This window comes from Nonomuraea sp. KM88, assembly GCF_052245635.1.
In the GTDB taxonomy this organism is placed as follows: domain Bacteria; phylum Actinomycetota; class Actinomycetes; order Streptosporangiales; family Streptosporangiaceae; genus Nonomuraea.
In genome coordinates, this window is sequence record NZ_JBQQCC010000002.1 from 120,405 (window position 1) to 138,977 (window position 18,573).

Sequence of the window (18,573 nt, forward strand, 5' to 3'; positions counted from 1 at the left end):
GGATGGCGCTGGCAACCATCTTCGAGAAGATCGTCGGCACGGACGCGAACGTCGCGTTCACGGCCTACGACGGGAGCAAGGCCGGGCCGGACGGGGCAGACCTGGCCATCGAGGTGAAGTCCCCGATCGCGGTGGCCTACCTCGCCCAGGCTCCCGGAGAGCTGGGCCTGGCCCGGGCGTTCGTCTCCGGGCACATCGACGTGCAGGGAGACCTCTACACCCTGCTCGACCGCATGTGGAACATCACCACCAACGATCTCACGACGTCGGAGAAGCTCGCTGCCGTCCGGGCTCTCGGCATGAAGCCGCTGCTCATGCGCGTGCCGCCGCCCCCGCAGGAGATGCGCCAGAGCGCCCTGGCCAGGCTCGGCTCCCGCCACGCCAAGCAGCGCGACGCCGAGGCCATCCACCACCACTACGACGTCTCCAACCGCTTCTACGCGTGGGTGCTGGGCCCGTCCATGGCCTACACGTGCGCCGTCTTCCCCTCCGAGGGCTCCACGCTCGAGGAGGCCCAGTTCGCCAAGTTCGACCTGGTGGCCCGCAAGCTCGGGCTGGAGCCGGGGATGCGCCTGCTCGACGTGGGCTGCGGCTGGGGCGGCATGGTCATCCACGCCGCCCAGCACTACGGCGTCAAGGCCCTGGGCGTGACGCTGAGCAAGCAGCAGGCGGAGTGGGGGCAGAAGGCCATCGCCGACGCCGGCCTCGAGGACCTGGCGGAGATCCGCTTCATGGACTACCGCGACGTCCAGGAGAGCGGCTTCGACGCGGTCAGCTCGATCGGCCTGACGGAGCACATCGGCAAGGCCAACCTGCAGGCCTACTTCTCCTTCCTGAACGGGAAGCTGAAGCCCGGCGGGCGCCTGCTCAACCACTGCATCACCCGGCCGACCGGCAAGGAGAAGACCTTCAACAAGGGCGGCTTCATCAACCGCTACGTCTTCCCCGACGGCGAGCTGGAGTCGGTGGGCCTGCTGATCAGACAGATGGAGGACCTCGGCTTCGAGATCCGCCACGAGGAGAACCTCAGGGAACACTACGCGAAGACCCTGCGGCACTGGTGCGACAACCTCGACGCCAACTGGGACGACGCGGTCCAGGAGGTCGGCATGGGCACGGCCCGGGTGTGGGCCCTGTACATGGCGGGTTGCATCGTGGGCTTCGAGCGTAACAAGGTGCAGCTCCACCAGGTGCTGGGCGTCAAACTCGACCGGAACGGCCGGTCGGGGGTGCCGCTGCGGCCGGCGGTCGACTGGCCGTGACGGCCCGCGCGGGAGGGCCCGCCGGTCCTCCCGCGTGACGGGCTCCGTCAGTCGTACGGATCGTGGTCGCGGCGCTCGTAGCCGCGCTGTTCGTAACCGCGCTGCTCGTAACCTCGCGGGTCGTGGCGGGGCTGCTCGTAGTGCGGCCGGTCGTAGCCGCGGGGCTGTTCGTAGCCGCGCGGATCGTAGCCCCGCTGCTCGTACGGGTGCGGCTCGGGCTCCGGCGCCTCCTCCAGGGCCGTGCGCCCGATCGACGTCAGCAACGAGGCGATGGCGATGCCGATGACGAGGTTGATGGCGGCCGTGGCGATCTGCTCCAGGAGATCGGCGGAGTGCATGAACGGCAGGATCGTGATGATGACGGCGAAGAGCCCGGCGATCCAGCTGAAGAACCTGGCCGGCTCGGGCGTGGAGAGCATGAGGACGAAGAGCAGCAGCGTGGCCACGAGCGCGGCGGCGGCGGCCGAGATCGCGTAGCCCGTGATCGCCGCGCTGCCGTGGACGGGATCGCCGTCGGGGGCGATCACGCGGATGCCGAGCAGGCTCTTGCTGATCATCACGCCGACCACCGCGACCAGCGCGGCCACGACGGCTGCGGCGACCCCTCCTCCCCACACTCGCGCCGGGTTGACCCGTGGTCCGGCCGAGCCAGGGCGGCGATCGTAGCGATCGTGCGAGGGGTATGACATGAGCTCACCTTTGTCGCGGATGCCGATCAAGCACTTCGGAAACCTTACACGCGCCGTCAAGAGCCGCCAGGGGAGCCGGCCCACCCTGATCGCCCCTTCAGGCGGCCGGACGGCTGCCGATGGCGTGCGGGTGGAGCCGCTCTCCCGTCAGGAGGTCGTGCAATCCGCGCCGTTGAGGGTGAAGGAGTCCGGCTCCGCGGTGTCGCCGCCGTGGGTGGCCTGGAAGCCGAACGTCGCCGACGCGCCCGGGGCGATCGTGCCGTTGTAGGGGGCGTTCGTGGCCGTGACCTGGCCGCCGGCCGGCGAGACGGTGGCGTTCCACGCGGAGGTGACCGTCTGGCCCGGGGGAAGCGTGAAGGCGAGGGCCCACGAGCCGACCTGGGACGAGCCCGTGTTGGTGATCGTGACGGCCGCCGTGAAGCCGGTGTTCCAGCTGTTCATGGTGTACGTGACCCGGCAGGCGCCCTCCGGATCCGGCGTGACGGTCGGCGAGGTGGTCGGTGAGGTGGTTGGGCCGCCGTCGCCCGACAGGCCGAAGAAGTCGATGACCGCGGCGGCCATCCCGCTCTGGGGCAGGCTGTGGCCGACGCCCTGGATGCTGATCGCCTCGACGGGCGGGGTGGTCCCGGTGCCTCCGTACCTGGTCCTGGTCCAGCTGGGCTGCGGCCGGTCGGTGAGGCTGGGCGTCTGGCTCAGGCCGTGGACGTCGGTCCACTGCTTGATCTGCTCCTGGAAGTTCGGGTAGCGCAGCGTGCCGTCCTCGGTGCCGTGCCAGATCTGCATGCGCGGCCTGGGGCCGCTGTAGCCGGGATAGGCGGCGCGCACCAGGTCGCCCCACTGCTGCGGCGTCCTGCTGATCTGCCCGTTGGCGCAGGCGCTGTTCCAGCTGGAGCCGTCGGTGGTGGCGAAGCAGCCGAACGGCACCCCCATGAACGCCGCCCCGGCCTTGAACACGTCGGGGTAGTCGCCGAGCAGGACGTTGGTCATCATGCCGCCGGACGACGCCCCGGTGACGTAGGTGCGGTCGGGGTCGGCGCCGTGGCGCTGCTGGACGTACCTGACCATGGAGACGATCCCGACCGGGTCACTGCCTCCGTCGTGCCGCAGCGCCTGCGGCGAGGAGACGTCGAAGCAGGAGCCGCTCCTGGTCGCCGACGGGTAGATGACCACGAACTTGTGCCGGTCGGCCAGCGAGGCGAACTCCGTGCCGGAGTGGAAGGCGGGGCCGGACCCGGTGCAGTAGTGCACGGCCACCAGGACCGCCGGGCGGGCGGGCACGCCGTCGGGGACGTACAGGTGCATGCGCAGGTTGCTGGGGTTGGCGCCGAAGCCGGTCACCTCCGTCAGCTGTGCGGAGGACGCCGGGGCCGCCGTGATCAGGCCGGCGACGACGAGGGCCGCGGCGGCCGTCACGGCGCCTGCTATCCGGGATCTCAGGTTCATCAAGTTCCTCTCCCACGCGGCTGAAACATTGCGAGTGTGAAGAGAAACTTTCAATCTGGCAATCTTCCCGGTACGGACCCGCGCGGCCGACACGTGCTGAGCTGCCGGGAAGGGCCGGCGGAGGGCGGCGCCGGCCTGAAACTTTCGGCTACCGTCAGGACGTCGCGCGCAGCTCCTCGAGAGTGCCGGCCAGCGACGTCCAGGCCTGTTCGGCGTCCGGCGTGCGCCCGTGCGGCGAGCGCAGCCACTCCACGAACTCGGCCACGTCGTCGAGGGCCCACCGCAGCCGGTAGAACGCCAGCGCCCGCGGGTCGGGCGTGCGGCCCGTGGCCTTGGCGTACCGGGCGAGGTCGCCCGGCTCCACGGCCACCAGCCAGAGGTCGCGCTCGGGCGGAGCCAGGCCGACCGTGTCCCAGTCGACCAGGGACCACTGGCCGTCCGCGCACAGCAGGTTGCCCGGATGCGGCTCGCCATGGGTCACCACCGGCTCGCCGAGGACGCCCGCCAACCGGTCGAGCTCCGCGAGCCTCCGGCGCAGCGTGCCCGCATGCTCCGCGATCAGCTCCCCGGCGGGCTCGGAGAACGGGCCGCCGAGCCAGGGACGGTCCGGCTCGCCCAGGCACGATTCCAGGACGGCCCGGCCGGCCAGCTCCGGCGGTCGCGGCGGAGCCGACAGCGGAGGCGGTGTCGCGTGCAACCCGGCCAGCAGGTCGATGACGGCGCCGCGATCGGAGGGCGACAGCTCGTCGCCGAAATGCCCCGCGGTGCCCGCGGCGTAAGGGAAGACGCTCATGGCGTAGCGGTGCCGGTCGAGCCGGCGCAGCGTCGTGCCGTCCGAGGCGCGCAGCGGGGCCACCACGAAACCGAGCCCCGCCTCCTCCCGCAGGGCCGCCGCGGTGTCCATGGCCAGCCCCAGCCCGTCGAACGTCCGGCGCCGCACGTCGGCGACCGTGACGAACCACCGCCGCCCGCCCCCGTCGCCCGCGACCCAGTGATAGTCGCCGAACCCGACGGGCGCGTAGTCGAGCGTGGTGGCCCGCACGTCCCACGCGCGCAGCGCGGGACGCAGCAGCCCTTCGTGGAAGTCCTCCGGCCGATCTCGCACGCGACCCACGCTATCGGTACGAACCAGGCGATTTCCCGTCAACAAGCCAGTCGATGGCGGCGACGACGTCCGTGACGACATGGTCGGCTCCGCCCCCGGACGGCTCCGCCACCGTGCCCCGGTCGACCCAGATCGTCCGCAGGCCCGCCCCCCGCCCGCCGCCGACGTCGTTCGTGAGATCGTCGCCCACCATCCAGCCGCCGGCCGCCGGAGACGCCCCGCACCGCCGGATGCCGATCTCGAACAGCCGCACGTCGGGCTTGCTCACGCCCTCCGCGCCTGAGATCGCCCACCCGTCCAGCCGGGAGGCCAGCCCCGTGCTTTCGAGCTTGCCCGTCTGGTTGTCGGCCCTCCCGTTCGTCACGACGCCCACCGCCCAGCCGGCCGCGCGCAACCGGTCGAGCCCTGCCAGGACCTCGGCCCGGCACGACACCAGCTGCGGCAACCGTGCCCGGTAGGCCCGCCACAACTCCCCGGCCGGCTCGGGCAGCCGGAAACGCTCGCGTACGAGCTCGAAGAACGTCTCCATCGGCACGGAGCCGTTCGCGTCCAGCTCCACCATCCAGGAGGCCGCGCCCTCGCCCAGCCCTCGCTCGGAGGCGAACTCGGCGGTCCACCGCCGGAACGCGTCCAGCCGGTCGATCAACGTGTTGTCCAGGTCGAAGAGCGCCAGCATCGGGTCTCCTTGTCGTGACGGGAACGCGGGCGGCTTCACGAGAGGGGCGCCGCGCCGGCGACGAACGCGGCCCGCTCCTCGACCGGCGCCCTGGGCAGCGCCACCACGTCGTACCCGTGGTCGGCGTAGGCCCGGACGACGGCCTCATAGGTCCGCTCGGCCTCATCGAGGCTCTGCTTGCGCTCGCTGTCCTGCTCGTAGATCTCCGGCCACGGCGGGGCGGCGAACACGCGCCGGTGGTAGCGGAACGTCTCGGCCGCGGTGATCAGGTGCGGCGGCACCGGACGCCCCAGCATCCGCAGGTAGCCGATGGTGTCGACGAGCCCCCGATCGAACACCACCGGTCCCCGCCCCGCGGCCGTGCGGTGGGAGCGAAGGTCCCACGACACCATCAGCTCCGCGAACAACTCCGGATCCACCCAGGGCAGCGCGCGCCCGGAGATCGCCACCTGGTCCTTGATGATCGCCCGCCCGGCCTCGGGCCGCGTGGCGAACCCCTGGGCGCCCAGGTGCTCGACCAGCGTGCTCTTCCCCGAGCCTGGTCCTCCGGTGATGACGATGTAGCGGTCGTGGTGTTCGGGCATGCGGCAGCGTTCCCCTTCTCTCGGTGGTGGCAGGAAGGCCGCCGGTGAGGGCCGGGCGCGGGAGGCACGCGCCCGGCACGTCGCGCCTAGCGCAGCTCCCGCTTGAGGATCTTGCCCGTGGCCGTCATCGGCAGCTCGTCGCGGAACTCGATGATGCGCGGATATTTGTAGGCCGCCATGTTCTCCTTGCACCAGGCGATCAGCTCGTCCTCGGTGATCGTGGCGCCGGGGGTGCGGATGACGTACGCCTTGATCTCCTCGCCGTGGGAGTCGTGGGCGACCCCGACCACGGCGGCGAGCGAGACGGCCTCGTGGGTGATCAGCACCTCTTCGAGCTCGCGCGGGTAGACGTTGAACCCGCCCCTGATGATCATGTCCTTGGAGCGGTCGATGATGGCATAGTAGCCGTCGGCGTCGCGGGTCGCGATGTCGCCCGTCCTGAACCAGCCGTCGCGCATGACCTCCGCGGTCGCCTCTGGGCGCCCGTAGTAGCCCTTCATGATGTTGTGGCCGCGGATGGCGATCTCGCCGGGGCCCTCCCCTTCGACGGTCTTCCAGTCGCCGTCGACCAGCTTCATCTCCACGCCCCAGATCGGCGTGCCCACGGTGCCCGGCTTGGCGGGCCGGCCGGGCTGGTTGAAGCTGGCCACCGGCGAGGTCTCCGACAGCCCGTACCCCTCCAGGATGCCGACCCCGAACGTCTGCTCGAAGTCCTTGAGCACCTCGACCGGCGAGGAGGCGCCGCCCGCCACGGCCACGCGCAGGGAGCGCGGCACCTCCACACCGTCCGCGTGGATCTTGGAGAGCAGACCCCAGTACATCGTGGGCACCCCGGCGAAGAACGTGACGTTCTCCTTCGTCATGAGCGCGAGCGCCTCGCCGGGGTCGAAGCGCGGCATCAGCACGATCGCCGAGCCGCGCAGGAAACCCGTGTTCATGACGACGGTCTGGCCGAAGGAGTGGAAGAGCGGCAGCACCGCCAGATAGACGTCGCCGCCCTCGCTGTCGGGGAACATCGTGTCGCTGACCATGGCGTTCATCAGCATGTTCTGGTGGCTGAGCTCGGCGCCCTTCGGCTGGCCCGTGGTGCCCGAGGTGTAGAGGATCACCGCGGTGTCGTCGGCCGCGGTCTGCAGGGTCGCGAACTCGCCCGCCATCCCGCCGAGCGCGGCCCAGATCGACTCGCCGTGCTCCGACTCGGTCGCCAGCGGCGTGGCGGGGAGGACGAAGAAGTGCTCGCAGCCGGTGGCCGCCTCGAACCCGGCCTTCCCGCGCTCACCCAGCGGCAGCTCGGGCGTGCCCTCGAAGCAGAACAGGGCCTTGGCGTCGCTGTCGTCGAGGTGGTAGGCGATCTCGCGGGACTGCAGCAGCACGTTCAGCGGCACGACCGTGGCGCCGGCCTTCAGGATGCCGAAGTAGACGAACGGGAAGTACGGCAGGTTCGGGCACGCCAGCGCGACCTTGTCGCCCTTGCCGATCCCGCGCGACACCAGCAGGTTGGCCACCTGGTTGGCGACAGTGTCGATCATGGAGTACGGCAGCCGCATGTCGCCGAAGACGATCGCGGTGCCGTCGGGGGTGTTCCTGGCGCTGTCCTCCAGGACGACCGACAGATTGAGCATGACGCCTTCCTCCCTCTCAGCAGGCTTCGGCGCCATCTTCGCAGGGGCAACATACCGGCCGGTAGGGCAAAATCGTGATTTCTCCCGCTGCGGCGCCCCGGACGCGGCCCGCCGCAGGTTCCGGGGGTCACCTCGGGATATGGACGTGCCCCCGCGCCTGGAGTAAGCAGTAAGCAAACACTCCCCAAGGAGGGGCATGGAGTACGACTATGTGATCGTCGGGGCGGGGTCGGCGGGCTGCGTGCTGGCCGGCCGCCTCTCGGAGGATCCGGATGTGTCGGTGGCGCTGGTCGAGGCGGGCGGGCGGGACGACAAGCTCGAGATCCGGATGCCCGCGGGCTTCTCCAAGCTGTTCAAGACCGGCGACGACTGGAACTTCACCACCGCCAAGCAGGGCGAGCTGTCCGGCCGCGAGCTCTACTGGCCCAGGGGCAGAGTGATCGGCGGCTCGTCCTCCATGAACGCCCAGATGTGGGTGCGCGGCTGCCAGCGCGACTACGACCAGTGGGGCGTGCCCGGCTGGACCTACGACGACGTGCTGCCGTACTTCACCAGGGCCGAGCGCCGCGTCGGCAGCAACGAGGGCGGCGTCTACGGAACCTCGGGCCCTCTGTACGTCTCCGAGCTGCGCAGCCCCAACGTCACCACCGCCGCGTTCCTCCAGGCCTGCGACGAGCTGGGGTTGTCCCGGCTCGGCGAGCTGAACGGGCGCTCCAACGAGGGCTACAGCCCCACCCCCGTCACCCAGCGCAGGGGCCGCAGGTGGAGCGCGGCCGACGCCTACCTGCACCCGGCGACGAAGCGGCCCAACCTCCATGTGATCACCGGGGTCTCCGTCGAGCGGGTGCTGTTCGACGGACGCCGGGCCGCCGGCGTCGAGTACGGCGGCGGGCGGATCGGGGCCAGGCGCGAGGTCATCCTGTCCGCCGGCACGATCGGCTCACCCCACCTGCTCATGCGCTCCGGCGTGGGCGCGCCGGAGGAGCTCCGCGACGCCGGAGTGCCCGTCGTGCGCGCGCTGCCCGAGGTCGGCAGTAACCTGCAGGACCACCTCTCCACCGGCGTGTTCGTCGAGTGCCGGCAGCCGGTGACGCTGTCCAGGGCCGAGTCGATCGGCAACCTGCTGCGCTATCTCGTCCTGCGCACCGGCATGCTCACCACGAACGTCGGAGAGGCCGTGGCGTTCATCAGGACCTCGGACGAGGAACCCGCGCCCGACATCGAGTTGGTCTACGCGCCCGTGCCGTTCGTCGACCACGGCCTGTCCAAACCGGCCGGCCACGGGCTCACCGTCGGGGTGGTGCTGCTGCAGCCGGACAGCCGCGGCAGGGTCGGGCTGAGCGGAAGGGACGTGGTGATCGACCCCGCCTACCTGACCGCGGAGGCCGACCTCCGGCGCCTGGTGGCGGGGCTGAAGGCGGCCAAGCAGGTGTTCGCCACCGCCGCCATGAAGCCGTACGCGGGTGGCCCGATGGCGCCGTACTGGGGGCCGGAGAGCGACGAGGAGCTCGCGCAGTGGGTGCGCGAGCGCGCCGAGACCCTCTACCACCCCGTCGGAACCTGCCGCATGGGGGTCGACGACGCCTCCGTCGTGGACCCCGAGCTGCGGGTGCGCGGCGTCGAAGGGCTCAGGGTCGTGGACGCGTCGATCATGCCGACACTGAACCGTGGCCACACCCACGCCCCGGCCGTCATGATCGGGGAGAAGGCGGCCGACCTGATCAGGAACGCGGGATGACGTAGGCGCGCCACCTCGCCCGCAGGATCGTCCTCGACGCCGGTGATCCGGGCACGCAGGCCTGGTGGGAGCGCGACCGCGTTCGCGGCGGGTGCTCCGGCGGCGGGCCGAATAATGCTAGGTTTCGCAGTCGTGACTCCTCCGCCCCCTGAAGGAGGCGGCTTCTCGCTAAGCCGCTTCCGCAGGTTCGCGAAGGGCAAGCCCTGCCCTGAGGATGTTGACCGCCGCGTTGACGTCGGCGTGTGCGGTATGTCCGCACGCCGTGCAGGCGAAGTCGGCCTGGGTGACGCGGTTTTCCTTCGCGTTGTGCCCGCAGCGGGCGCAGGTGCGGGAGGTGGCGGCGGGGTTCACCGCGATCAGCTTGCGACCGGCGCTTTCAGCCTTGTGCGCGAGGATCGTCAGGAACACCCCCCAGCCAGCGTCCAGGATGCTCCGGTTGAGGCCGGACTTGGCCGCGACGTTGCGGCCGGGAGCTTCGGTCGTGCCGGACGCCGAGCGGGTCATGTTCGCGATCCGCAGGTCCTCGTGCACGATCACGTCATAGGTGCGGACCAGGGCGAGCGCGGCCTTGTGCGCGCCGTCCAGACGTTGCCTGCGCACCCTGGTGTGCAGCGCGGCCACGCGGGCCACCGCCTTACGCCGCCGCTTGGAGCCCCGCTTCTTGCGGGCCAGAGCCCGCTGCGCGGCGGCCAGCCGGTCAGCGGAGGCGGCCAGGGGGCGGGGGTTGCTCAGATGCTGTCCGTCGGAGGTGGTGACGAGGGACGCCACGCCCATGTCGATCCCGGCGACCGCGCCGGTGGCGGGCAGCGGCTCGGCGGGCACGTCGTCGCACGACAGGACCACGAACCAGCGCGAGCCCTCGCGCTTGACGCTGATCGTCTTCACCTGGCCGCGCACGGGCCGGTGCCGGTGGACGCGGACGTGCCCGACCCCCTGGAGGCGCACGTAGGTCGTGGTGGGGTGGCCGGGCTGGGAGTCCCACCGGCAGCCGTCGCCGTCCTTGGGCCATTCGACCGTGTCGAACCGGCCGCGCCCCTTGAACCGCGGGAAGCCCGGGGTGCGACCCGCGCGGACCCGCTTGAAGAACGCGGCGAACGCCTTGTCGAGCCGTCGCAGGGTGGCCTGCTGGGAGGAGAACGACCAACGCGCCTGCCCGTCCGGGTCGTCGGCGCGGATGTGTTTCAGCTCGGCCGACTGCTCGCCGTACCGGACGCTCACGCCCGCCTTGGCGTAGGCGGTGCGGCGGTGCTCCAGAGCGGCGTTGTAGAGCTGGCGGTGGTCCTCCAGGCACGCCGCCAGCGCCGCCGCCTGCCGGGCGGTGGGGCGCAGCAGGAATCGGAACGACCTGCGCACACCCCACCTCCCATCACGTTCGGTAACGGCATCACCACGATACTGGCTGGCGCCGACAAAATCAGGAAGGACATCCGTGATGCGCAGATGTGACAGGTCAGGGCACACTCGGGCCTTGACGGCCCTCCCGCTCCCGATTCACCCGTCGACTCAAGACGACGGTCCCCTCGGGAGGATCTGATGGAGATCAGGAATGTCCACGCCAACGGGGTGGAGTTCGCGTACCTGACGATGGGGGAGGGGCCGCTGGCGCTGTGCCTGCACGGCTTCCCCGACACCGCCCACACCTGGCGCCACCTGATGCCTGCGCTGGCCGAGCGCGGCTACCGCGCGGTCGCGCCGTTCATGCGCGGTTACGCACCCACCGAGGTGCCCGCCGACGGCGCGTACGAGCAGGCCGCGCTGGTCGCCGACGTGCGCGCCCTGCACGAGGAACTCGGCGGCGACGCCGACGCGGTCGTCGTCGGCCACGACTGGGGCGCCTTCCCCGTCTACCTCACCGCCGGCCGCTTCCGCAGGGCCGTGGCACTCGCCGTGCCGCCGCCCGGCGTGCTCGGCTCGAGCTTCCTCGACTACGACCAGCTCAAGCGCTCGTTCTACGTCTTCCTCTTCCAGACCGGCATGGCCGAGGCCGCCGCCTCCAGGCCCGGCTTCTTCGACAACCTCTGGCGCGACTGGTCGCCCGGCTACGACGCGCGCCAGGACCTCGAGTTCGTCCGGCGCAGCATCGGCGCGCCCGCCAACCTCAGCGCGGCCATCGGCTACTACCGCTCGATGCTCGGCACCACGCCGCCCTCCGGCCGCTATCCGGAGGTCGAGTCCAAGGTGACGGGGCCCGTCCTCTACCTGCACGGCGCCCAGGACGGTTGCCTGAGCGCCGAGCTGACGCGCGACGCGCCCGGCCTCCTGCCGGAGGGCTCGCGGGTGCGGCAGGTGGCGGGGGCCGGGCACTTCCTCCATCTCGAACGGCCCGTCGAGGTCAACCGGCTCATCCTCGACTGGCTCGGCCCGGCGTCCTCGGCCGAGCTGACCCAGATCCGCCCGATGGGCTTCAACCCCGGCTCCGGGCCTTTCTGAGCACCTGCCACCCCGGATGCCCGGCAGATACGTACGGTGTACGTCCGGACCATTGACGTAAGTGGCCGCTTTCCGAATGATGGCCACATGAGCGTCCTCGACTTCGATCTGTCGGACCCCGAGTTCTGGGCCAGGCCCATGGACGAGCGAGAGAGGGCGTTCGAGCGGCTGCGCTCGCGCGAGACGCCCGCCTTCTTCGAGGAGATGGAGCTCTCCTTCGCGCCCAAGGGGCCCGGCTACCACGCGCTGGTCAAGCACGCCGACATCCTCGAGGCCAGCCGCAATCCCGAGGTCTTCAGCTCCGGTCAGGGCGGCGCGACGAACATTCCCGACATGCCCGCCGAGTTCACCGAGTATTTCGGCTCGATGATCAACATGGACGACCCCCGGCACGCGAGGCTCCGCAGGATCGTCTCGCGCGCGTTCACGCCCAAGATGATCAAGCAGTTCGAGGCGGACGTCGAGGCGGCGGCGGGCGCCATCGTCGGCGACCTCATCGCCAAGGGGTCCGGCTGCGACTTCGTCACCGAGGTCGCCGCGCGCCTGCCCCTGAAGATCATCTGCGACATGATGGGCATTCCCGAGCACGACTACCGGTTCGTCTTCGACCGCTCCAACATCATCCTCGGCGGCTTCGACCCCGAATACACCGGCGGCGACCTCACCCAGATCGCCGACCGCCTGCTCACCGCCGGCATGGAGCTGCAGCAGCTGGTCCAGGACCTGGCCGCCCACCGCGCCGACCACCCCACCAACGACCTGACGTCATCCCTGGTCAACGCGAACATCGACGGTGAGCGGCTGACGATGCAGGAGCTGGGCTCGTTCTTCATCCTGCTGGTCGTGGCCGGCAACGAGACCACCAGGAACGCCATCTCGTACGGCCTGCGCCTGCTCACCACGAACCCCGGCCAGCGCGCGCTCTGGCTGGACGACATCGACGGGCGCGCGCCGGGAGCCGTGGAGGAGATCGTGCGCCTGGCCTCCCCGGTGAACTTCATGCGCCGCAAGGTCACCCGCGACCACGAGATGAACGGCCACCTCTACCGCAAGGGCGAGAAGGCGGTCCTGTTCTACTGGGCGGCCAACCGGGACGAGGACGTGTTCGCCGACCCGCTGGGCTTCGACATCACCCGCGACCCCAACCCGCACGTCGGCTTCGGCGGCCCGGGCCCGCACTTCTGCCTCGGCGCCCACCTGGCCAGGCGGGAGATCACGGTGATGTTCCGCGAGCTGCTGCGCCGCGTCCCGCACATCGAGGGCGGCAAGCCGGACCGCCTGCACTCCAGCTTCATCAACGGCATCAAGCACATGGAGTGCGCCTTCTAGCCGTCGACGCCCCGGGTCAGGAGGCCAACCTGATCTGGTTCATGACCGTGCGGACGTCGGGCAGGAGCCGCTTGCTCTCGGCCGGGATCGACATGTAGACGATGGCCGGGACGTTGCCGCCGGTGTTGACGGCCATCGTCACGATCGTGGCCTTCTCGGTCTGCGACGTCAGCGAGTACGCGATCAGCCGTCCCGTGGAGTCGCCCACCTTGATCGCCTGCTGGGCGATCTTGCGGACCTTGTTGTCCTTGGGGAAGTAGCTCCTGCGGGCGGAGAGCACGACCTGCTTGATGGCCGGCTCCAGGTCGTCCGGCTCGTAGTACGAGGCCAGCCGCTGCGACAGCGGTGCCGTCATCAGCTGCGCGTAGCGCTCGGGCGCGACCTGGACGTACTGCCGGGTGTCGAAGCCGTACGTGGCCTTGACCGTGGCGCGCTGGTCCAGCCGCCAGTCACCGCCGAGGCGCGGGACCGAGATGCGGGCCGGCGCGTCCGGGATCCTGCCGATGACGGGGGAGGGCTTGCCGGAGTATTTCGGCAGCGGGCCGATCGACGACGAGGTCTTGGTGGCGCGCGGCTTCTTCGAGGCGGACGGCTGCGCCGCGACGTTGGAGCTCGCCGGGTCCTCGCTCGCGAGCGGTCCCGCGAGGAACGCCCAGATCAGCGCGATCACCAGGGCGACCGCCACCGAACTGCCGAGGGCGTACATCCAGACAGGTTTGCCCGGTTCCTCCTCCAGGGCGTCCTGTCCGCCCATGGCCTGGTAGTTGTCGCCGAAGACGGTGTTCCAGAGCTCCTGCTGGCGCTCGGGCGGCGGGGTGCGCGACCCGCTGATCTGGCCCGCCGTCACGAAGCGGCGGTCGGGGTCGGAGGGATCACGGTTGAGGTTCGAGCCGGGGCGGGAGGCGTGGTCCTCGCCGGGGGGCGTGTCAGTGTGGGGGGAGTCCATGGGGGAGGAGGGCACCGCGCGATCGTCTCGCAGGTTCTCGGAGTGTCTGGCGTACGTGATCGTCCGCTCGGAGGCGGGGACGGAGGACGGGGGAGGGTGGGCTGTGGACGGGCCGTCGTGCGGCGGGGTGTTGTTCGGGGCGGACTGGCGGTGCGAGGGCGTGGGCTCCGGCGACTCGGCCGCGTGGCGCTTGCCCCGTGGCGCCGGTTCGTCCGGCCACGCGCCGGGAGCCGGGGCCGGCGGCTGCGCCCACGCGGGCACGGGGTCGGGGACCTGAGGCTGCTCGGGGTGCTGGGGCGCCTTCGTGCCGCCCTGTGGTGGCCGGTCCAGCCGCGAGGAGGGGCCCGGGGCGGCCTGCGGTGGTCCGGCCGTGCTCTGGGGGGACGCCTCCGGCCAGGACATGGGCACCTCGGAGGACGTCTCGGGCCACGAGACCGGCACGTCCTGGTGTGGTGCGTCGGGCCGGGAGGAGGGAGCGGCGGGGTTCTGCGCGGAGCCGGGCGGCCATGCGGAGGGCCCCGCGCGGTCCTGCGGTGGGAGGTCCGGCCAGGAGGAGGCGCCAGGGGCGGTGCTCCGGGGCGGCTCGGGCCAGGACGGGCCGGTCGTGTCCTGCGGGGAGGCCGCGTGGCGTGAGCGGCGGGGCGGCTCGGGCCAGGAGTCGTCCTTGCGCGGCGGCTCCGGCCAGGCGGGGTCGCCGTGGGCGGGCACCGGTGCCTCGGGCCACGCTGTGGGAACGTCGGCGGCGTGCGAGCCGGACGACCGCGTGCCGGATCCGTCGCGTCGCGGCGCGTCGGGCCAGGACGGCAGGTGTGATCCGGAATCATCCGCTGCCATGGCCGGCCCTCCCGATGTAGTGTCCGGATTCGCCCTTATATCCGGATTTGACGTCCGAGGCATGATCTCATGGGATTTTCCAGGAGATGCAGGCGGTTCCGCAGCGAAACGAGCGAAGCCGTCAGGATCGGTCGGCGGATCCTGGAGCGGCAGGTCGGCTTCCGGACGATCAGGCTCAGCTGGGTACACCACGGCGACAAGGCTATTCTTCTGGGACGAATGAGGTCACAACGGATACATCACCATCAGGTCTCGCTGGACCTGAAGGATCTATTGTGCCCGCCGGCCTCGATCGAGTATCTGCATTCAGCCGAAGACGTGCGCTAGGCTTGACACATGCGTTCCGCGACCCTGCTTCTTATCGGGCCGCGACGGCCCTGAAGATCTCGCCGTCGCGGCTCCACCCCTCGTTGTGTGCACGGGGGGTTTTCTTATGGGTCCGAGTCAATTCAAAGGACAGTAGCCGTGAGTGAGTACGATCCGCAGGCGCTGCAGGCCAAGTGGCAGCAGCGATGGGAGGAGCAGGACCCCTACCGGGCGAGCGAAGACCCGGCCGACCCCCGCGAGCGGCGCTACATGCTCGACATGTTCCCCTACCCGTCGGGCGACCTGCACATGGGCCACGGTGAGGTCTTCGCCATCGGCGATGTCATCGCGCGCTTCTGGATGCAGCAGGGCTACAACGTCCTGCACCCGATCGGCTGGGACTCCTTCGGACTGCCCGCCGAGAACGCCGCGATCAGGCGCAACGCCCACCCGGCCGAGTGGACCTACGCCAACATCGAGACGCAGGCCACCTCGTTCCGGCGCTACGCCGTCTCCTTTGACTGGTCGCGTCGCCTGCACACCAGCGACCCCGACTACTACCGGTGGAACCAGTGGCTGTTCAACCGGTTCTTCGAGCGCGGCCTGGCCTACCGCAAGGGCGGCCTGGTCAACTGGTGCCCCAACGACCAGACCGTGCTGGCCAACGAGCAGGTCGTGGCCGGCAAGTGCGAGCGCTGCGGCGCCGACGTGATCCGCCGCGAGCTGACGCAGTGGTACTTCAAGATCACTGACTACGCGCAGCGGCTGCTGGACGACATGGACCAGCTGGACACCTGGCCCGAGCGGCTGCTGACCATGCAGCGCAACTGGATCGGCCGCTCCGAGGGCGCCGACGTGCTGTTCGAGATCGAGGGCCGCGACGAGCCGGTCCACGTCTACACCACGCGGCCCGACACCCTGTTCGGCGCCACGTTCTTCGTGGTCGCCGCCGACGCCGCGCTGGCCGACGAGATCGTCACCGACCAGCACCGCGCCCGCTTCGAGGCCTACCGCGCCGAGGTCGCCAAGCTGAGCGACATCGAGCGGCTGGCCACCGACAAGGAGAAGACGGGCGTCTTCCTGGGCCGCTACGCGATCAACCCGGTCAACGGCGAGCGCATCCCCGTCTGGGCGGCCGACTACGTGCTGTCCGACTACGGCCACGGCGCCATCATGGCCGTGCCCGCCCACGACCAGCGCGACCTGGACTTCGCGGTGAAGTTCGGGCTGCCGGTGAAGGTCGTCGTGCACACCGGCCTGGCCGACCCGGGCGAGACCGGCGAGGCCACGCCCGGCGAGGGCACGCTGGTCAACTCAGGGCCGCTCGACGGCCTGAGCAAGACCGAGGCCATCGCCAGGATCATCGAGGTCCTGGAGCGTGACGGCAGGGGCACGGGCGCGGTCAACTACCGGCTGCGCGACTGGCTGCTGTCCCGGCAGCGGTTCTGGGGCACGCCGATCCCGATCATCCACTGCCCCGACTGCGGCGAGGTGCCCGTCCCCGACGAGCAACTGCCGGTCACGCTGCCCGACATGCGGGGCGAGGCGCTGGCGCCCAAGGGCGTCTCCCCGCTGGCCAGCGCGACGGAGTGGGTCAACGTCGAGTGCCCCAAGTGCTCCGGTCCCGCCCAGCGCGACACCGACACGATGGACACCTTCGTCGACTCGTCGTGGTATTTCCTGCGTTACTGCTCGCCGGGCTACACCGACGGCCCGTTCGACCCCGAGCAGGTGCGCAAGTGGGGCCCGATCGACCAGTATGTCGGCGGCATCGAGCACGCGGTGCTGCACCTGCTGTATTCGCGGTTCTTCACCAAGGTCCTGCACGACATGGGCATGGTCGACTTCACCGAGCCGTTCGTCCGCATGCTCAACCAGGGTCAGGTGATCAACGGCGGCAAGTCCATGTCGAAGTCCCTGGGCAACGGCGTGGACCTGGGCCAGCAGATCGACGACTTCGGCGTCGACGCCGTGCGCCTGACGATGATCTTCGCCGGTCCGCCTGAGGACGACATCGACTGGGCCGACCTCTCACCGGCCGCCTCGCAGAAGTTCCTGGCCCGCGTGCTGCGCGTGATGTCCGAGGTGACCAGCGAGCCCGGCGTCGCGTTCGAGGGCGGCGACGTGGAGCTGCGCAAGGTCACGCACCGCACGATCGACGAGGTCACCAGGCTGGTCGAGTCCTACCGCTTCAACGTGGCGGTGGCGCGCATGATGGAGCTGACCTCCGCCACGCGCAAGGCCGTCGACTCCGGCCCCGGCCCGGCCGACCCGGCGGTGCGCGAGGCCGCCGAGACGCTGGCCGTCATGCTGTCGCTGGTGGCCCCCTACACCGCCGAGGAGGGCTGGGAGCGGCTGGGCCGCACCGGTCCCGTCACCTTCGCCGGCTGGCCGGTGGCCGAGCCGCAGCTGCTGGTGCAGGAGTCGGTCACCTGCGTGGTGCAGGTGGCGGGCAAGGTCCGCGACCGCCTGGAGGTCCCGCCCGGCATCAGCGAGGACGACCTGCGGGCGCTGGCCCTGGCCTCGGAGAAGGTCGCCACCTACCTGCAGAACGCGCCCCGCAAGGTGATCGTCCGGGCGCCCAAGCTGGTCAACATCGTCCCTTAGAGGGAGCGCAGGGCCGGCAGCAGTTCCTTCTCCGCCCAGTCGAAGAAGGGCTGCTGCCGGTCGTGCCCGATCTGGACGAGCGCGATGTGGGTGTATCCCGCGTCGACGTACTTCCTCGCGGCCTGCACGACCGCGTCCACGTCGTCGCCGCAGGGCACGCTCTGGGCCACGTCCTCCGGGCGCACGGTGCCGGCGGCGGCGGCGAAGTTCACCGGCGCGGGCAGCTCGGCCATGACCTTCCAGCCGCCGGTGGCCGCCCAGCGCCACAACGTGTGCGCGCGCTCCTTGGCGGCCTCGACGTCGGTGTCGTAGGAGAGGGCGAGCTGGCCGTAGACGGGCCTGCCGTGGCCGCCCGCCGCGTGGAACTGCTGCACCACCTCCGGCAGCGGCTCGTTGACCACGAGCACGTCGCCGTACTCGGCGGCGAGCTCGGCGGACTGCCCGCCGGAGGCGGCGATGCCGATCGGCACCGGCCGCTCCGGCAGGTCGTAGAGCTTGGCGGAGTCGACGTCGTAGAACTCGCCCTGGCGGGTGACGTACTCGCCGCTGAAGAGCTCCCTGATGATCTGTACGGCCTCGGCGAACATGCGGTGCCTGGTGTCGACCGGCGGCCAGCCCTCGCCGATGACGTGCTCGTTGAGGTTCTCGCCCGCCCCGAGCCCCAGGGTGAACCGGCCCCCGCTCAGCACGCCCATCGTGGCCGCCTTCTGCGCGACCACGGCCGGGTGGTAGCGCATGATGGGGCACGTCACGTAGGTCATGAGCGGGAGCCGCTCGGTGACCTGGGCTGCGGCGCCGAGCACCGACCAGCAGTAGGGCGAGTGCCCCATCTCCTCCAGCCACGGGAAGTAGTGGTCGGAGATGACCGCGTAGTCGAAGCCGATCCGCTCGGCCGCCGCGGCGTAGTCGACCAGCTCGCGGGCTGGGGTCTGTTCGGACATCAGGGTGTAGCCGATGTGTACCATGCGTCCCGGCTACCCCTGTCAGCCGGGATTAGCGTCC

At 70.7% G+C, this 18,573-nt stretch carries 14 protein-coding genes; 5 read left to right on the top strand and 9 right to left on the bottom strand.

Going from position 1 to position 18,573, the window contains the following annotated elements:
* Positions 1 to 2: 2 nt before the first annotated feature.
* On the top strand, positions 3 to 1,262 hold the full coding sequence (locus tag ACTWPV_RS06335; protein ID WP_443150990.1) for a class I SAM-dependent methyltransferase: 1,260 nt from the start codon (positions 3 to 5) through the stop codon (positions 1,260 to 1,262).
* A gap of 47 nt (positions 1,263 to 1,309) precedes the next feature.
* Here ACTWPV_RS06335 and ACTWPV_RS06340 read toward each other — a convergent pair whose 3' ends face one another.
* The 6 genes from ACTWPV_RS06340 to ACTWPV_RS06365 all read right to left on the bottom strand — a co-directional run bounded on the left by ACTWPV_RS06340 (position 1,310) and on the right by ACTWPV_RS06365 (position 7,381).
* Positions 1,310 to 1,951 (bottom strand): DUF6069 family protein, encoded by a 642-nt coding sequence (locus tag ACTWPV_RS06340; RefSeq protein ID WP_443150991.1) that lies wholly within the window; start codon positions 1,949 to 1,951, stop codon positions 1,310 to 1,312.
* A 147-nt stretch (positions 1,952 to 2,098) separates the two neighbouring features.
* Entirely contained in the window at positions 2,099 to 3,394 is a 1,296-nt protein-coding gene (locus tag ACTWPV_RS06345) for an extracellular catalytic domain type 1 short-chain-length polyhydroxyalkanoate depolymerase (RefSeq protein ID WP_347650588.1), read from the bottom strand.
* A gap of 154 nt (positions 3,395 to 3,548) precedes the next feature.
* Positions 3,549 to 4,499, bottom strand: coding sequence for a phosphotransferase family protein (locus ACTWPV_RS06350; protein ID WP_443150992.1), 951 nt, complete (start codon positions 4,497 to 4,499; stop codon positions 3,549 to 3,551).
* A 10-nt stretch (positions 4,500 to 4,509) separates the two neighbouring features.
* Positions 4,510 to 5,175 (bottom strand): HAD family hydrolase, encoded by a 666-nt coding sequence (locus tag ACTWPV_RS06355; RefSeq protein ID WP_443150993.1) that lies wholly within the window; start codon positions 5,173 to 5,175, stop codon positions 4,510 to 4,512.
* 35 nt (positions 5,176 to 5,210) lie between these two features.
* Positions 5,211 to 5,759: an AAA family ATPase gene (locus tag ACTWPV_RS06360; RefSeq protein WP_443150994.1), complete on the bottom strand. Its 549-nt coding sequence runs from the start codon at positions 5,757 to 5,759 to the stop codon at positions 5,211 to 5,213.
* Positions 5,760 to 5,845: 86 nt separating this feature from the next.
* Positions 5,846 to 7,381: a long-chain-fatty-acid--CoA ligase gene (locus tag ACTWPV_RS06365; RefSeq protein ID WP_443150995.1), complete on the bottom strand. Its 1,536-nt coding sequence runs from the start codon at positions 7,379 to 7,381 to the stop codon at positions 5,846 to 5,848.
* A 196-nt stretch (positions 7,382 to 7,577) separates the two neighbouring features.
* Between ACTWPV_RS06365 and ACTWPV_RS06370 the strand changes: the two genes are divergently transcribed.
* On the top strand, positions 7,578 to 9,119 hold the full coding sequence (locus ACTWPV_RS06370) for a GMC family oxidoreductase (protein ID WP_443150996.1): 1,542 nt from the start codon (positions 7,578 to 7,580) through the stop codon (positions 9,117 to 9,119).
* A 168-nt stretch (positions 9,120 to 9,287) separates the two neighbouring features.
* Here ACTWPV_RS06370 and ACTWPV_RS06375 read toward each other — a convergent pair whose 3' ends face one another.
* Positions 9,288 to 10,472: an RNA-guided endonuclease InsQ/TnpB family protein gene (locus ACTWPV_RS06375; RefSeq protein ID WP_443150997.1), complete on the bottom strand. Its 1,185-nt coding sequence runs from the start codon at positions 10,470 to 10,472 to the stop codon at positions 9,288 to 9,290.
* Between the two features lie 180 nt (positions 10,473 to 10,652).
* Between ACTWPV_RS06375 and ACTWPV_RS06380 the strand changes: the two genes are divergently transcribed.
* Positions 10,653 to 11,549 carry an alpha/beta fold hydrolase gene (locus tag ACTWPV_RS06380; RefSeq protein WP_443150998.1) on the top strand — a complete coding sequence of 299 codons (897 nt, stop codon included), beginning with the start codon at positions 10,653 to 10,655 and terminating at the stop codon, positions 11,547 to 11,549.
* Positions 11,550 to 11,636: 87 nt separating this feature from the next.
* A complete protein-coding gene (locus tag ACTWPV_RS06385; RefSeq protein WP_443150999.1) occupies positions 11,637 to 12,878 on the top strand; it encodes a cytochrome P450 in 1,242 nt (413 codons plus the stop codon).
* A gap of 16 nt (positions 12,879 to 12,894) precedes the next feature.
* Here the strand turns inward: ACTWPV_RS06385 and ACTWPV_RS06390 are convergent, their stop codons facing one another.
* Positions 12,895 to 14,658 (bottom strand): hypothetical protein, encoded by a 1,764-nt coding sequence (locus ACTWPV_RS06390; protein WP_443151000.1) that lies wholly within the window; start codon positions 14,656 to 14,658, stop codon positions 12,895 to 12,897.
* A gap of 465 nt (positions 14,659 to 15,123) precedes the next feature.
* On the opposite strand from ACTWPV_RS06390, the gene leuS reads away from it, so the two are divergent.
* Positions 15,124 to 17,571 carry a leucine--tRNA ligase gene (gene leuS, locus ACTWPV_RS06395; RefSeq protein ID WP_443151001.1) on the top strand — a complete coding sequence of 816 codons (2,448 nt, stop codon included), beginning with the start codon at positions 15,124 to 15,126 and terminating at the stop codon, positions 17,569 to 17,571.
* Here leuS and ACTWPV_RS06400 read toward each other — a convergent pair.
* Positions 17,568 to 18,536 (bottom strand): TIGR03557 family F420-dependent LLM class oxidoreductase, encoded by a 969-nt coding sequence (locus ACTWPV_RS06400; protein ID WP_347650599.1) that lies wholly within the window; start codon positions 18,534 to 18,536, stop codon positions 17,568 to 17,570. The genes leuS and ACTWPV_RS06400 overlap by 4 nt on opposite strands.
* Positions 18,537 to 18,573 lie beyond the last annotated feature (37 nt).

Bases quoted from the DNA above. Each gene is read 5' to 3' on its own strand.
- ACTWPV_RS06335 (WP_443150990.1), top strand. From the start codon at position 3: ATGGCGCTGGCAACCATCTTCGAGAAGATCGTCGGCACGGACGCGAAC.
- ACTWPV_RS06340 (WP_443150991.1), bottom strand. From the start codon at position 1,951: ATGTCATACCCCTCGCACGATCGCTACGATCGCCGCCCTGGCTCGGCC.
- ACTWPV_RS06345 (WP_347650588.1), bottom strand. From the start codon at position 3,394: ATGAACCTGAGATCCCGGATAGCAGGCGCCGTGACGGCCGCCGCGGCC.
- ACTWPV_RS06355 (WP_443150993.1), bottom strand. From the start codon at position 5,175: ATGCTGGCGCTCTTCGACCTGGACAACACGTTGATCGACCGGCTGGAC.
- ACTWPV_RS06360 (WP_443150994.1), bottom strand. From the start codon at position 5,759: ATGCCCGAACACCACGACCGCTACATCGTCATCACCGGAGGACCAGGC.
- ACTWPV_RS06365 (WP_443150995.1), bottom strand. From the start codon at position 7,381: ATGCTCAATCTGTCGGTCGTCCTGGAGGACAGCGCCAGGAACACCCCC.
- ACTWPV_RS06370 (WP_443150996.1), top strand. From the start codon at position 7,578: ATGGAGTACGACTATGTGATCGTCGGGGCGGGGTCGGCGGGCTGCGTG.
- ACTWPV_RS06380 (WP_443150998.1), top strand. From the start codon at position 10,653: ATGGAGATCAGGAATGTCCACGCCAACGGGGTGGAGTTCGCGTACCTG.
- ACTWPV_RS06385 (WP_443150999.1), top strand. From the start codon at position 11,637: ATGAGCGTCCTCGACTTCGATCTGTCGGACCCCGAGTTCTGGGCCAGG.
- ACTWPV_RS06390 (WP_443151000.1), bottom strand. From the start codon at position 14,658: ATGGCAGCGGATGATTCCGGATCACACCTGCCGTCCTGGCCCGACGCG.
- ACTWPV_RS06400 (WP_347650599.1), bottom strand. From the start codon at position 18,536: ATGGTACACATCGGCTACACCCTGATGTCCGAACAGACCCCAGCCCGC.